Origin of the sequence: Arsenophonus apicola (genome assembly GCF_020268605.1) — a bacterium.
Lineage (GTDB): Bacteria > Pseudomonadota > Gammaproteobacteria > Enterobacterales > Enterobacteriaceae > Arsenophonus > Arsenophonus apicola.
In genome coordinates this window covers 406,394-421,871 of the sequence record NZ_CP084222.1, presented here as the reverse complement: position 1 = coordinate 421,871, position 15,478 = coordinate 406,394, and the positions used below count along the sequence as shown (strand labels likewise).

At 45.3% G+C, this 15,478-nt stretch carries 9 protein-coding genes and 1 pseudogene; 8 read left to right on the top strand and 2 right to left on the bottom strand.

What is annotated here, in order from left to right; translation table 11 throughout:
• Positions 1 to 2: 2 nt before the first annotated feature.
• From LDL57_RS01785 to arcC, 3 genes are all read left to right on the top strand, one after another.
• Positions 3 to 1,220 carry a YgeY family selenium metabolism-linked hydrolase gene (locus LDL57_RS01785; RefSeq protein ID WP_180558937.1) on the top strand — a complete coding sequence of 406 codons (1,218 nt, stop codon included), beginning with the start codon at positions 3 to 5 and terminating at the stop codon, positions 1,218 to 1,220.
• Between the two features lie 57 nt (positions 1,221 to 1,277).
• Positions 1,278 to 2,657, top strand: a complete 1,380-nt coding sequence (gene hydA, locus LDL57_RS01780) for a dihydropyrimidinase (RefSeq protein WP_225506883.1) — start codon at positions 1,278 to 1,280, stop codon at positions 2,655 to 2,657.
• Between the two features lie 67 nt (positions 2,658 to 2,724).
• Entirely contained in the window at positions 2,725 to 3,657 is a 933-nt protein-coding gene (gene arcC, locus LDL57_RS01775) for a carbamate kinase (protein WP_180558935.1), read from the top strand.
• Between the two features lie 71 nt (positions 3,658 to 3,728).
• Here the strand turns inward: arcC and yqeB are convergent, their stop codons facing one another.
• Together yqeB and yqeC are read right to left on the bottom strand one after the other, a co-directional pair.
• On the bottom strand, positions 3,729 to 5,321 hold the full coding sequence (gene yqeB / locus LDL57_RS01770) for a selenium-dependent molybdenum cofactor biosynthesis protein YqeB (RefSeq protein WP_180558934.1): 1,593 nt from the start codon (positions 5,319 to 5,321) through the stop codon (positions 3,729 to 3,731).
• Between the two features lie 29 nt (positions 5,322 to 5,350).
• Complete coding sequence (gene yqeC, locus LDL57_RS01765; RefSeq protein WP_180558933.1) at positions 5,351 to 6,127, bottom strand: selenium cofactor biosynthesis protein YqeC; 777 nt, start codon at positions 6,125 to 6,127, stop codon at positions 5,351 to 5,353.
• A gap of 19 nt (positions 6,128 to 6,146) precedes the next feature.
• Here yqeC and LDL57_RS01760 point away from each other — a divergent pair, with 19 nt between their 5' ends.
• The 5 genes and pseudogenes from LDL57_RS01760 (at position 6,147) to LDL57_RS01740 (ending at position 15,194) form a co-directional block, all read left to right on the top strand.
• The gene (locus tag LDL57_RS01760; RefSeq protein WP_180558932.1) at positions 6,147 to 6,788 is read left to right on the top strand and encodes an NTP transferase domain-containing protein; all 642 of its coding nucleotides are present in this window, start codon (positions 6,147 to 6,149) and stop codon (positions 6,786 to 6,788) included.
• Between the two features lie 285 nt (positions 6,789 to 7,073).
• Positions 7,074 to 10,183: pseudogene (gene ygfK, locus LDL57_RS01755) on the top strand (putative selenate reductase subunit YgfK).
• Positions 10,184 to 10,185: 2 nt separating this feature from the next.
• Positions 10,186 to 11,508: a putative aminohydrolase SsnA gene (gene ssnA / locus LDL57_RS01750; protein ID WP_180558931.1), complete on the top strand. Its 1,323-nt coding sequence runs from the start codon at positions 10,186 to 10,188 to the stop codon at positions 11,506 to 11,508.
• Positions 11,509 to 11,547: 39 nt separating this feature from the next.
• Positions 11,548 to 12,327 (top strand): molybdopterin-dependent oxidoreductase FAD-binding subunit, encoded by a 780-nt coding sequence (gene ygfM, locus LDL57_RS01745; protein WP_180558930.1) that lies wholly within the window; start codon positions 11,548 to 11,550, stop codon positions 12,325 to 12,327.
• On the top strand, positions 12,324 to 15,194 hold the full coding sequence (locus tag LDL57_RS01740) for a molybdopterin-dependent oxidoreductase Mo/Fe-S-binding subunit (protein ID WP_225506881.1): 2,871 nt from the start codon (positions 12,324 to 12,326) through the stop codon (positions 15,192 to 15,194). Before ygfM ends, LDL57_RS01740 begins: the two co-directional genes overlap by 4 nt.
• Positions 15,195 to 15,478: the final 284 nt, after the last annotated feature.

Sequence of the window (15,478 nt, the reverse complement as noted above, 5' to 3'; positions counted from 1 at the left end):
ACATGGTTAAGCAAGTTCCATTCGATAAAGTTCTGGATAGCGCCAAAAAATATAAAGATGACATGAGCCGTTTTCTACGGGACATAATCGCCATTCCTAGTGAAAGTTGTGACGAAAAAAAGGTTATCCACCGCATTAAACAAGAAATGGAAAAAGTGGGTTTTGATAAAATTGATATCGATCCAATGGGCAATATTCTTGGTTATATTGGTCATGGGCCTCATTTGATTGCGATGGATGCGCATATTGATACGGTCGGGATAGGCAATATTAAAAATTGGTCTTTCGATCCCTATCAAGGTATGGAGACAGAAAATATTATCGGTGGCCGTGGCGCATCGGATCAAGAAGGCGGTATGGCAGCAATGGTTTATGCCGGTAAAATTATCAAAGATCTCGGACTGGATGACCAATACACGCTGCTAGTAACCGGTACGGTGCAAGAGGAGGATTGTGACGGTCTCTGCTGGCAATATATCATCGAGGGATCAGGTATAAAACCCGAGTTTGTCGTTAGCACTGAACCAACAGATTGCCAAATTTATCGTGGACAACGTGGACGTATGGAAATTCGCGTTGATGTGCAAGGCATCAGTTGCCACGGCTCTGCGCCGGAACGTGGCGATAATGCCATCTTCAAAATGGGGCCGATATTGATGGAACTCCAACAACTGGCCCAACAGTTAGGCAATGATGAGTTCTTGGGTAAAGGGACACTTACTGTGTCGGAAATTTTTTATACCTCGCCGAGCCGCTGTGCGGTCGCCGATAGCTGTGCTATCTCAATTGATCGACGATTAACTTGGGGTGAAACCTGGCAAGGGGCATTAGAAGAGATCCGCGCCTTATCATCGGTTAAGGAGGCCAAAGCCACGGTTTCCATGTATCGCTATGAACGCCCTTCCTGGACTGGTTTAGTTTATCCAACTGAATGCTATTTCCCTACCTGGAAAGTAGAAGAAGATCATATTACGGTAAAAACCCTCAGTAAAGCCTGGCAAGGCTTATTCCATAGCCAACCGGTGGTAGATAAATGGACTTTCTCAACCAATGGGGTCTCGATTATGGGGCGTCATGGTATTCCAGTGATCGGATTTGGTCCTGGTAAAGAGGAGCAAGCCCATGCCCCCAACGAAAAAACCTGGAAAGAACATCTGGTTACTTGCGCCGCAATGTATGCTTCAATTCCGTTAACCTATCTATCTGAATTGAAAAAATAATCCTTTTACTCGTTAGCCCTAATGATGCTGCATTAGGGCTGATTAGGGAGCTTACGCATGAATCTACTGATCAAAGATGGTATTGTGGTCAATGCTGATGGCCAACAGCACAGTGATGTTTTAATCGAAAACGGTCTTATCAAGCAAATTAGCCCCAATATTATCCCATCAGAACCTTGCCAGGTTATTCAAGCCAAAGCGTGTTATGTGATGCCTGGTGGCGTTGATGTCCATACTCATTTCAATATTGATACCGGGCTCGCACGTAGTTGTGACGATTTTTTTACCGGCACCCGTGCAGCGGCCTGCGGTGGCACCACCACCATCATCGATCATATGGGTTTTGGCCCCAAAGGGTGTAGCTTACATCATCAACTGGCAACCTACCATCAATATGCGGCTGAACAAGCGGTTATTGATTATAGCTTTCATGGTGTTATTCAACATATTGATCAAGCGATTATCGATGAAATTCCTACTATGGTTGCGGATGGAATTAGTAGTTTTAAACTTTATCTGACTTATCAATATAAGTTAAATGATAGCGATACATTACAAGCATTAAAACAATTGAAAACGGCTGGCGCATTAACCACCGTTCATCCAGAAAATGATGCCATTATTCACTATTTACGCAACCAATTTCTTGCTGCCGGTCAGACTGACGCGCGTTATCACGCCCTAAGTCGGCCATCTGAATGCGAAGCGGAGGCTATCGCCCGCATGATCAATCTAGCACGACTGGCTGACAATGCCCCCTTGTATATTGTGCATCTGTCTAATGGTCTCGGACTCGACTACTTACGTCTAGCCAAAGCCCACCAGCAGGCAGTATGGATAGAAACCTGCCCTCAATATCTGCTGCTAGATGAACGCCAATATCTGCGTGAAGATGCGATGAAATTTATTCTCACGCCACCGCTACGCAATGTTCGTGAACAAGATGCATTATGGTGTGGTATTAGCGATGGCACCATTGATGTGGTGGCAACCGATCACTGTAGTTTTCCTTATCGGCAACGACTTGAGCTCGCTAAAGGCGACTTTAGCCGCTGCCCAAATGGGCTGCCTGGGGTAGAAAATCGGCTGTTATTACTCTTTTCTGCCGGCGTAATGAGTGGACGCATTAGCCCAGAACGCTTTGTCGCATTAACCAGCAGCAAACCCGCTCAGTTATTCGGCCTCTGGCCACGCAAAGGCTGCCTTGCCCCCGGTTCAGATGCTGATGTAGTTATCATTGCAGCCGATAAACGCACCACTATTCGTCACGAAGAGTTACATGATAACGCAGATTACAGCCCTTATGAAGAAATGGTTTGCCAAGGAGCAATCATCCATACCCTATCACGAGGAAAACCGGTTTTCAGTCGAGGACAATTTACAGGCAATGCAGGTTGGGGACAATTCTTACATCGCCAACCCTTCCAGACAAGCTAACGCTTTGCTGTATAACCGACACCTCCCTGATAGTAAATAACAATAAATAACAGGAATAATGAATATTATGAAAAAAACAATCGTCATTGCCCTGGGCGGTAATGCGTTAGGTGATGGTTTAGACGAGCAAATGGTCGCCGTAAAAACCACAGCACAGGCTATTGCTGATTTGATTGAGCAGGGACATAAAGTGGTCATTACTCACGGTAATGGGCCACAGGTCGGCATGATCAACCGCGCATTTGAAGCTGCGGCTAAAACAGCCGCTCACACGCCGATGTTACCTATGTCGGTATGTGTGGCATTGAGCCAAGGTTATATTGGCTACGATCTACAAAATGCATTAAGTGAAGAGTTACTCAATCGTGGTTTAGCCATTCCCGTTGCTTCCATTATTACCCAAGTGGAAGTTGCCGCCGACGATCCGGCTTTCCTTGAGCCCACTAAACCCATTGGCTCTTTTTTCACTCAGCAAGAAGCTGAAAAATTGATCGCCAATGGCTATCAACTAAAAGAAGACGCCGGACGGGGCTATCGTCGGGTGGTTGCTTCGCCTAAACCGATCGCTATCATTGAAAAAGAAACAGTCAAAGCCTTACTTAATGCTGGACAGGTCGTTATTACCGTTGGTGGTGGTGGGATACCAGTGGTGCGTGAAGGCAATCATTTACGCGGTGTAAGTGCCGTCATTGATAAAGATTGGGCAAGTGCTAAATTAGCCGAAATGATCGATGCGGATATGTTAATTATTTTGACGGCGGTAGAAAAAGTAGCGATTAACTTTGGTAAAGATAATGAAAAATGGCTGGAACGACTCAATCTAGACCAAGCCCAACGCTATATTAATGAGGGACATTTTGCCAAAGGATCAATGTTACCCAAAGTTGAAGCCGCCCTCTCTTTCGCCTGTAGTCGGCCTGGGCGTGAAACATTAATTACCGTTTTAAATAAAGCCAAACAAGGGATCGAAGGAAAAACAGGTACGATTGTTTGTCTATAGCCGAACCGGTTATCCTCTTACAGGGCGCGATGCGCCCTTACTCCCTTTAGGCTATTTTTATCCGTTAGCAACTAAACCGGTTTTGCCATCAAGGCCATCAATGCTTCTAACACCCCGCCGGCTATAGCCCGCGCTTTATCCGACACGGCAGTAAAATCGACTGCGGCCCCACGCGGATCAATATCGCCAATTTTGAACCCTGCCGTCACCGCTAAATTATCATTTAATAAACCACGAACCAGGCCACTTAATGGCGCTTTAATTGGCGTATCGTCAATGTAAGCAATATCTTCGCCGACACTAACAATATCACCGATATTGACATTACGATGCATAACACCGGCGACCGGCGCTCTCACAACACGTTGTGTGGTATGGCCATTAATATTACCTGGCACACCGGTATTAGCCTGCGCTGATCCCTGGTAAATCACTCGCCCTAGATTGTGTCCGCGATTGGTTTCTATAATCGCATCACAATCTTTACCCGCCTCAAAACCGGGCCCCAAAGCAATCGTCACCGGCGCCATTGCTCGATGGGTTCCTCGATTTTGTTTAGCTAAAATGGCATCGACTACACCATCGGGCTGCAAAGCGGGTAATAGGCTAGCATCTGCATCAATCAAGATGGGAATAATTCCCTGCTGCAAAAGCGGATCGACATCCTCCGGTCTAGTAACATGTTTAGCCTTCACACCTTCAATCGTCATTTCTCCGGCATAGATAGCCTGAGCAAAAGCCACCGTACAGCGGATAACTGTAGGGTATGCAACCTCTAACATAATGACGTGAAAACCAGCATGATAAAGACGCAACGCAACGCCTGTTGCAATATCGCCAGCACCCCGAATAACTACCCGCTGACGATAAGGAAAAGTACTGCACTTCATTGAGCCACCGGCGGCTTGATGTTTAATTTGCAACATTTCAGCGACAATACTAATAGCAATTTCTGCCGGCGTTTCTGCGCCAATATTGAGACCAACAGGCGCATGAAGGTGAGCCAATTGACTTGCCTTCAGCCCTTGTTCATATAATTGTCGAGTAAAGGTATGTATTTTTCTACGGCTGGCTAAAAGCCCAAGATATTTGACGGGTAAGTGGATCAACAATGATAGCGCTTCCCAATCTTGGCTATTAGTCGCAATCACCACATAATCATCCGCTTTAATAGCTAATTGCTCGATCCCTTGGTTAAAAGACGCTACCTGCAATAACTTGCTATCGGTTGGAAAATAAGCAGCATTAAGGCTATCGGCATAAACCTCCAGCACCACGATTTCAAAATCTAAAGCAGCAGCCGTTTGGGCGATAGCACGATTAACATGGCCAGCACCAATCAAGATTAAACGGCTAGCTAAACCATGAACATCAATATAAACTGAAATTGAGCCACCACAATCACTGCCAACCGCATGCTGACCATTACGGGTCATTCGACCATGAAAAATACGCGGCTTACGCTCTGCCAACGCTAACAGGGCTTCAGTAATCACTTTTCGCTCTACCATCCCACCACCAATCGTTCCAATCACACTGCCATCATCGAGTACTAACATTTGCCCAGAATGGCGCGGCGTAGAACCTCGACTTTCAATAATTTGTGCCATAGCAAAAGGGCGATTCTGCTGCTCCAGTTTTGCTGCTTCGACAAAAATTTTCATACCTACCTCAATGAGTTATCCATTCAATTTCACTGACGCTGCAATACATTCCTGATAGGAGGAGACTCCCTGACTGCTCCCAACCAAATCGCATCTAGTCCTGTTGTTAGTAACAATGCAGATAATTGGTTAGTGATAAAATTCTCAGATTGAGAAAAACGGTTAATTAACCAAATACGCTGGGCATGCAGTGGAACATTTTTAAACATTCCTGCCGGATGCCGAATAAAATGTTCAAGTACCGCAATATCTGCTTTATCTCCTGGTTCAATTTGCGTTATGGAAGCAAATAGAGGCCAGCGCTGTACATTGTCAGGGCCTAATGGTTTGGCTAAAACCTGTCCTCCTGTTACGGCAATTACGCAGCGACTACTAACCGGTATGCAAGGTTCGTGCAAAGCAGGCGCTTTTAATGGCAGACCGCGCGAACCATCGGCTTCGATCAGTAAGATATCCGCGTAATATCGCTCACCCAGAGCATCGATTTGTTGTGGGGAAAAACCACGCACTTTGCCACTACTGGCTTGCCAAGCGGCATAACACGCACAAATGGGTGAGGCAAAAGCCGCCGCAGGCAACTGAGCCGGATCGCGACATATTAATAGGGGAATATTTTCATCAGGCAAATACATCCTTGTGGTAGTACTGATAATCACTTTTTTACCTAAAACAGAAAATTGCCGCGCCAGCCAAAATAGCGTACTGGTTTTACCCCCTGCACCAATCAAACTAATAACCACAGAGGATGAGTTCAATGTTCTATCACAAAACATCGTGAGCGGTTCGGGTATATTGGCCTGTGGCATTGCTTAGGAGTCCATTAAAATGAATAGATCTGCTATCCCGCTTACGCAACTAACCAAAAAACCGGCACAAATCAGCAAAACTATTGATTGCATTATTCCGGCTGCCGGTCTTTCTTCTCGTATGGGACAATGGAAAATGATGTTACCCTGGCAACATGGAACAATACTTGATGCCAGTATCAAAAATGCATTAGCATTGTGTTCTCACATTATTCTGGTGTTTGGCTATCGGGCTGAAGAATTGATGGCGCGCTATCAACAACACCCAGCAATCAGTTTAATTTATCATGCCGATTATCAGCAGGGGCTATTCAGCTCGATTAGAGCCGGCGCTCAGGCTGTTAATAGTGACTACTGCTTTATTACCCACGGTGATATGCCTTGTCTAACTAACACTATATTTCAGCAAATTTGGTGCCAACGCGGTGCTTATGCGCTGATCCCTCGCTATCAAAAAACACCGGGTCATCCGGTTTTATTATCCCGTCATTGTCTTAATAGGGCGGTAAGACAAACCGATTGTCGCTCTATGCAGCAAGCTGTACGCAAGGGTCAGTGGCAATATATAGATCTGAATCAACCGGCAATAATCGCAGATATTGATACTCCGGAGATTTATTTGGAGTTACGCACAATAGAAAATCTGGCTGGCTCTGTTTAAGGGCAATAATACATCTGTAGCCCGTTAGGTTTATCAAAGTGATAGTGAAATTCTTTTTTTGAGAATTATGAAATAGATAACTATCTGCCGAACTTGGCTATTTTCTATTGATTATCATTCTTATTTGTTTGAGCGTGAGTTATTTCACAAATAAAAAACAAGATTAGATATTAATCACATTTCTTATTAACCATTCCTCGGTTATTGGTTTCTGGCGTGATTGTTGCAAAGTTTATGACAACTATCTGTCTATTTTCCCAATTAAATCGCAGCAAGGAGAGTCTCATGGGAGATATCATGCGCCCAATTCCATTCGATAAACTTTTGAAGCGCATCTTTGATGAATACCAACAAAACCAATCAATATTTGGTATTCCCAAACAACAATTTTATCGTCAGCAAAATCAATATCCATTAATTAAGGTGTTTGGTGAAACTTGTACCACGCCAATTGGACCGGCTGCCGGACCACATACCCAACTTGCCCAAAATATTATTGTCTCTTGGTTAACTGGCGGCCGCTTTATCGAACTGAAAACCGTGCAAATCCTCGATCAATTAGAAATAGATAAACCCTGTATCGATGCGGAAGATGAATGTTTCAATACTGAGTGGTCAACTGAATTTACGCTCATTAAAGCCTGGGATGAATATCTCAAAGCCTGGTTTATTCTGCATCTACCCGAAGCCATTTTTGAGCCCCGTAAAACCGGCGAAGCAAAATCCTTTATATTTAATATGAGTGTCGGTTACGATTTAGCCGGTATTCAGCAACCGGCTATGCAGCAATTTATCGATAGCATGATGGATGCATCTCATCATCCCACCTTTAACCGCTACCGGCAGTTATTACAGTCATGGATCGAAGAGGCCGATTTTATTCATCAATTGGCTACCGAAAATCGCCAAACTGCACTGACAAAATTAGCTAACACCATTCCCGCTCAAATGGTAAGTGGTGTCACCCTCTCTACCATGCACGGCTGCCCGCCTGATGAAATCGAAGCTATCTGCCGTTATATGTTGCAAGATAAAAAGCTCAATACTTTTGTCAAACTCAATCCCACTCTACTGGGTTATCAACAGGTAAGAGACATCCTCGATAGCTGCGGGTTTAATTATATCGGCCTAAAAGAGGTTTCATTCCAGCACGATCTACAACTGGAACAAGCCTTGGCCATGTTACAGCGGTTAATGGCATTGGCCAGTGAAAAACAGTTAGGATTTGGCGTCAAACTGACTAATACCTTAGGCGTTATCAATCATAAGGGCAAACTCGCTGGCGAAGAGATGTATATGTCCGGCCGCGCACTGTTTCCACTATCAATCAATGTCGCTGCAGTTCTTTCCCGCGCCTTTGATGGCATGCTGCCTATCTCCTATTCAGGTGGTGCTAGCCAAATCAATATCCGTGATATTTTTGCTACCGGCATTCGCCCCATCACCATGGCAACCGATCTATTGAAACCGGGTGGCTATCTGCGTATGACGGAATGCCTACGACAATTAACCGATAGCGCTGCCTGGCAGGCAGAAAAAATTGATGTTGAACGATTAGACAAATTGGCAAAACAAGCCATCAATATGGCTTATAGCCAAAAAGAGTTGAAAGCCAACCAACAGATCAATATTGATAACTCTTTGCCATTAACAGATTGCTATGTGGCGCCTTGTGTTAATGCCTGTGCAATTAAACAGGATATCCCTGAATATATCCGTTTATTAGGTGAAAAGCGTTATACCGATGCGTTAGAACTTATCTACCAACGCAACGCGCTACCGGCCATTACCGGTCATATTTGCGATCATCAATGCCAATACAATTGTACTCGCTTGGACTATGATAGTGCGCTAAATATTCGTCAACTGAAAAAAATTGCCTTAGAAAAAGGCTGGCAGGAGTATAAACAGCGTTGGCATAAACCGGCCGGTACAGGTACTCGCCATCCGGTTGCCATAATCGGTGCCGGCCCTGCTGGCCTCAGTGCCGGCTATTTTTTAGCCCGAGCAGGCTATCCAGTAACCATTTATGAACGAGAGTCCAATGCCGGTGGCGTAGTAAAAAATATTATCCCGCAATTTCGCATCCCGGCAGAACTTATCGAGCATGATATCAACTTTATTGCTGAACACGGTGTCAAATTTGAATTTGGCTGTCAGCCTGATCTAACCGTGGAGAAATTGAAAGCGGCTGGCTTTCATTATGTGTTGATTGGCGTTGGCACCGACAAAAACAGTGGTATCAAACTGACTGGTGAAAATCATCACATCTACCCATCTCTACCCTTCCTGCGTGACTATAATCGTGGTTTTACCCCGAAGATGGGCAAACATGTGGCGGTAATTGGTGCCGGTAATACCGCCATGGACTGTGCCCGGGCAGCACTGCGCATACCGGATGTAGAACAAGTCACTATCATCTATCGCCGTTCAAAAGCCGAAATGCCCGCCTGGCCAGAGGAATATGAAGAAGCTTTAGCTGATGGCGTAAAATTTATGTTCCTTGCCAATCCTGAACATTTCGCTATTGATGGTAAATTGACGGTCAGATTGATGACTTTAGGTAAAGTTGATAGCTCCGGGCGTCGTCAGGCAGTGGCAACCGAACAAACCACCAGCTTAAAATTGATAGCATAATTACCGCAATAGGTGAGCAACAAGATAGCCAAATGCTAACCGCAATGGGCGTTCCACTCGCTCAAGATGGCAAGCCGGCTATTGATCTGGTGAGCGGAGAAACCACGCAATCCGGCGTATTTTTAATCGGCGATGTGCAACAAGGGCCTTCTTCCATTGTCGCGGCGATCAGTACCGCCCGTCGTGCTGTCGATACCATTTTGCGACGGGAAAATATTTATAGCCATCATGGTAATAAGTACTGGAGTAATGTTGATCCGCAACATCTTTATCAGCGTAAAGGTCAAATTGCCGTCACCCTAATTGACCAACAACACAGTGAAGCTTTCGTTGAACAGGAAGCCAATCGCTGTCTGGAATGTAATTATATTTGCAGTAAGTGTGTTGATGTCTGCCCAAATCGCGCCAATGTTTCGATTGCCATACCTGGCTTTCAAAATCGCTACCAAACGTTGCATTTAGATGCCATGTGCAATGAGTGTGGTAATTGTGCGCAATTCTGTCCTTGGCAAGGTAAACCATACCGAGATAAGCTGACTATTTTTAGCCTGGAAGAGGACTTTATTAATAGCACTAACCCTGGTTTTTGGGCCGAAGGCGATCGCATCTCTGTTCGACTCAACAGCCAAACCTGGCTATTACGCATCAATAATGACAGCCAATTTCAAAAGATACCGCCCGAACTGCACGACATGTGTCAAATCATTAGCCACGTACACAAACACCATCAATATCTATTAACTCATGTGGAGGCCTGATCATGTTAATTTTAAAAAATGCCACCGCAATCGAATTTGAGCCTGCCCAGATAAGAGAAAATATTGATATCGCCATCAAGGATAGCGAAATTTTGGCTATCGGCCCCAATTTGACTGCCCGTTTTCCAGCAGCAAAAACTAAACCGATGAATGGCCGCATTGTTATGCCGGGTATTGTCTGCGCTCATAATCATTTCTATTCTGGATTATCCCGTGGCATCCTTGCGCAAATCCCCCCCTGCCCGGATTTTATTTCTACTTTAAAAAATCTATGGTGGCGACTGGATAGAGCGTTAGATGAAGAAGCACTTTACTATAGTGGCCTGATTTCCGCACTGGAAGCGATTAAAAGTGGCTGTACTGCCGTTATCGACCATCACGCCTCACCTAATTTTATTCATGGATCGCTACACACTTTACGCAACGCTTTTTTAAAAGCCGGATTACGCGGCATGACCTGCTTTGAAACTACTGATCGTAATGGTGGGCTAGCCGAACTTGAGGCTGGAATCGAAGAAAATATTAACTTCGCCAAATATATTGATAGTACGAAAAGCAAAGAACGTTATCTGGTAGAAGCCCACATTGGTGCTCATGCTCCATTTACCGTATCTAATGACGGGCTTGGTCTATTACAAAGCGCCATCAAAGAAACCCAACGCGGTTTGCACATTCATGTGGCTGAAGATCACTATGATGTCTCCCATAGCCATGATAAGTACGCTAAAGATCCTTTACTCCGTTTAGCTGAATATGATCTGATCGATCACAAAACCTTAATTGCTCACGGGCTCTATTTGTCACCCAACGATATTCAGATCCTCAACCAAAATGATGCTTTTCTGGTGCATAACGCACGCTCTAATATGAATAATCATGTCGGCTATAACGCGCAACTAGCTCATTATCATAATGTCGCTTTAGGCACGGATGGCATCGGTTCAGATATGTTTGAAGAGTTAAAATTTGCCTTTTTTAAACATCGCGATGCCGGCGGAAAGCTATGGCCCGATAGTTTTACTCGCTATCTATGGAGTGGTAATACCTTACTGGCGCGCAACTTTAATGCCCAATTTGGCCGGCTTGAAAGTGGTTATAAAGCTGACTTAACCATTTGCGATTATGCAGCACCAACACCACTGCAAGCAGAAAATATTCCAGGACATCTGGTCTTTGGCTTAAGTTCAGCCAGTGTTGATAGCGTAATGATAGACGGTGTTATGGTTTATGAAAATCGACAATTTACTTTCGATCATCAACCTATTTACGCTGAAGCCAGAAAAGTTGCCGCTAAATTGTGGCAGCGCATGGACACACTGAAATAAAAACCTAACACAACAAAAAAAGCGATTAACAGGTGGATTATGATTGAGCAATTTTTCCGACCAACCACCATTGAACAGGCAATGGATCTTAAACGCCGTTTTCAACATCAAGCGGTCTGGTTTGCTGGTGGCAGCAAATTAAACGCCACACCGACAAAAACTGAACGCAAAATAGCCATTTCGCTGCAAAACTTGCCGATGAATAATGTTGATTGGGATAATGGCACATTACGTATTGGCGCATTAATTAAGCTACAGCAATTACGCGATATGCCTGCTATTCCCCAAGCGCTATATGATGCGTTAGGCTTTATCTACTCTCGCCATCTACGTAACCAATCTACTGTCGGCGGCGAGATCGCCGCTCAGCAAGCAGAGTCGGTACTACTACCGGTTTTACTAGTGTTAGAGACAGAAGTAATGTGTGCTGATGGGCAAATTTTAAGCCTGGAAGATTATTTGGCCATGCCCGATGATCGACTATTAAGTGAAATTATTATTAAAAAACCTTTTCGCCATTGCGCTACCCGCAAAATTAGTCACTCAGCCGCCGGCTGGTCAGTGATTACGGCAGCAGTGGCTATCACCGATAAGCAACAATACCGCATTGCCCTAGATGGTGTCGGTGAAAAAGCGCGCCGCTTACCTGCTATCGAATCATTAGCATTACAAGGAGCAGAGCTGGAAAAAGCGATCAGTAATGCCATTCGGCCAGTAGATAACCTGCTAGGAAGTGCAGCATACCAGCGCTACATGGCCGGTATTTTAATAGCTGATCTGTTGACTGATTGCCGGCAAAAAGAGGAGAGAAGCAAATGATGGTTCGTTTCACGCTAAATGGCTGCCTCAAAGAATTGGAATGTAGAGCAGGTGATAATGTTCAGCAACTGCTGTTCAATATTGGTATGCATTCAGTGCGTAATAGTGATGATGGATTTGGCTTCGCTGGCTCTGATGCTATCTTATTTAATCATACCATTCATAATGCTTCCCTACTGATCGCCGCTCAACTGGATAACGCCACCATTATGACGGCGGAATCACTCGCTAGTTGGGATCAACTGAGTATTGTGCAGCAAGCCATGATCGATGTCGGCATTGTGCAATCTGGTTACAATGATCCTGCGGCGGCCTTAATCATCACTGATTTACTAAATCGCATTGCTGATCCTGATCGTGAAGCTATCGATGACGCACTGTCTGGCTTATTCAGTCGCGATGCCGGTTACCAACAGTTTTATACGGTTGTTGATTTAGCCAAAAAACGGCTGCTCGATCCTGCTCATCAGATAACCGTTGCGCCTATTTTCCGCCACGATTTGGCCCTAATCGGTAAAATCCATCCTAAAACAGACGCAGCGAAAATGGTGCAAGCTAAACCCTGTTATGTCGAAGATCGCATTGCCCACAACGCCTGTGTAATAAAAATGCTACGCAGTCCTCATGCCCATGCTGTCATCAGTCAACTTAATGTCAGCAAAGCCGAAGCATTACCTGGCGTGATCCATGTTATTACCCACCTTAACTGTCCAGATATCTACTACACTCCTGGCGGACAAAGCGCGCCGGAACCCTCGCCCCTTGACCGCCGAATGTTTGGCAAAAAACTACGCCATGTTGGCGATCGGGTAGCTGCCGTCGTCGCAGAAAATGAGGAGATTGCCCTAGCAGCGCTAAAACTTATTGACGTGGAATATGAAGTATTAAAACCGGTCATGTCAATTGACGAAGCAATGGCGGAAGATGCCCCAATTGTCCACGATGAACCGGTTGTCTATATCAACGGCGCTCCCGCTGATCTGGCACAACAAAATCAACACGCCATAAAACGTGGCGAGCAGATGTTTATCAACTTCCCGATCGGTGCCCGCCCGGTCAACAATATTGCGGCCAGTATTCATGGTAGCATCGGTGATATTGCTGACGGATTTGCTAAAGCTGATGTGATTATTGAACGTACCTACCAATCTAAACAGGTACAGCAATGTCCTGCCGAGCCGCACATTTGCTATAGCTATATGGACGGTGATCGCTTAGTGATCCATGCCTCCACTCAAGTCCCCTGGCACCTACGTCGCCAAGTTGCGCGTATCGTTGGGCTAAAACAGCATAAAGTCCATGTCATTAAAGAACGAGTCGGCGGCGGCTTTGGCTCCAAACAAGATATACTGTTAGAAGAAGTTTGTGCCTGGGCTACCTATGTCACCGGTAGGCCGGTCTACTTCCGCTATAGCCGTGAAGAAGAATTTATTGCTAATACCTCACGCCATGTGGCGAAGGTAACCGTTAAACTGGGTGCCACCAAGGATGGAAAACTTACTGCAATTGACATGAATTTCCGCGCCAATACTGGCCCCTATGGCAATCATGCGCTAACCGTACCCAGTAATGGCCCGGCGTTATCACTGCCTCTTTACCCCTGCGATAATGTTAACTTTCAAGTCACCACTTACTACAGTAATATTTGCCCGGCAGGTGCTTATCAAGGCTATGGTGCGCCAAAAGGTAATTATGCGCTCACGATGGCGATGGCTGAATTGGCGGAGAAACTAGGCATTGATCAGTTGGATGTGATTGAACTTAATCGGGTGCAAGAAGGTCAAGAATTGAAGATCCTCGGTGCCATCGGTGAAGGAAAAACGCCCACCAGCGCACCTACCGCCGCCAGTTGTGCCTTAGCTCCGATCTTGGCTAAAGGACGCCAATTAATTGACTGGCACGGGCGAAAACCCGTTGCCGGCGATTGGCGGGTCGGTAAAGGTGTTGCCATCATTATGCAAAAATCGGGTATTCCCGAAATTGATCAGGCAAACTGCATGATCAAGCTAGAATCTGACGGCACCTTTATTGTTCATTCTGGCGGTGCCGATATTGGTACCGGTTTAGATACCGTGCTGGCAAAACTGTGTGCCGAAGTATTATGCTGCCCGCTGAGCGAAATCCATGTCATTTCTGGCGAGACTGATCACGCTCTATTTGATAAAGGAGCTTACGCCTCATCCGGTACCTGTTTCTCAGGTAATGCGGCCAAAAAAGCGGCGGAAAACTTACGCGAAAAAATACTTTTTTACGGCGCTCAAATCCTTAACGAGCCCAAAGAAGATGTTACTTTGGTACATCCAGGTATCATCCGTGGTAAACAAGGTCAAATCAGTTATGGCCAAATCGCCCATCAAGCGGAAACCGGCACCGGATTTGGTGTACTGGTAGCAACTGCCAGTTATGTCACCAATGATTTTGCCTTTCCATTTGGTGCCAATTTTGCCGAAGTCGCGGTTAATCTACGCACTGGCCAAATTCGGCTTAACAAATTCTACGCCCTACTCGATTGTGGCACCCCGATTAACCCAGATTTAGCACTGGGTCAAATCTATGGTGCAACATTACGCGCCATCGGCCACAGCCTAACCGAAGAGATCCAATATGATAGTCAAGGTATTCCCTTAACACGGGATCTCCGTAGCTATGGTGCACCCAAAATCGGTGATTTACCGGCTGACTTTGGTGCTTTTTTGGTTCCCAGTGACGACCCGGTCGGGCCGTTTGGCGCCAAATCTATCTCGGAAATTGGTGTTAATGGCGCCGCACCGGCTATTGCCACTGCGATCCATGATGCCTGTAATATTTGGTTGCGGGATTGGCCTTTTACACCAGAGAAAATATTAACTGCTTTAGGGAAATTGTAATTGATTGAGGCTGCTCAAACAGCCTCTCACTCATCATACAACAATAAATTAACTATTTTAATTTGCTTTACTTAGCTGACAAATAGCAGTAACAGGCGAATATTGTCATTGTTTGCTCACCAAGGCACCACAAAATCAGCTAAAGCTTATTGTTACGATAAAAAATAGGTCTGCTACGATGGATAAAAATAACCTAGATGACTCAATCTCCATCATCACTCATGCGCTCAGATTAATCACAATTACCATCCTAAGCCTATTGGCTCAAACAAGCCAACGGGATT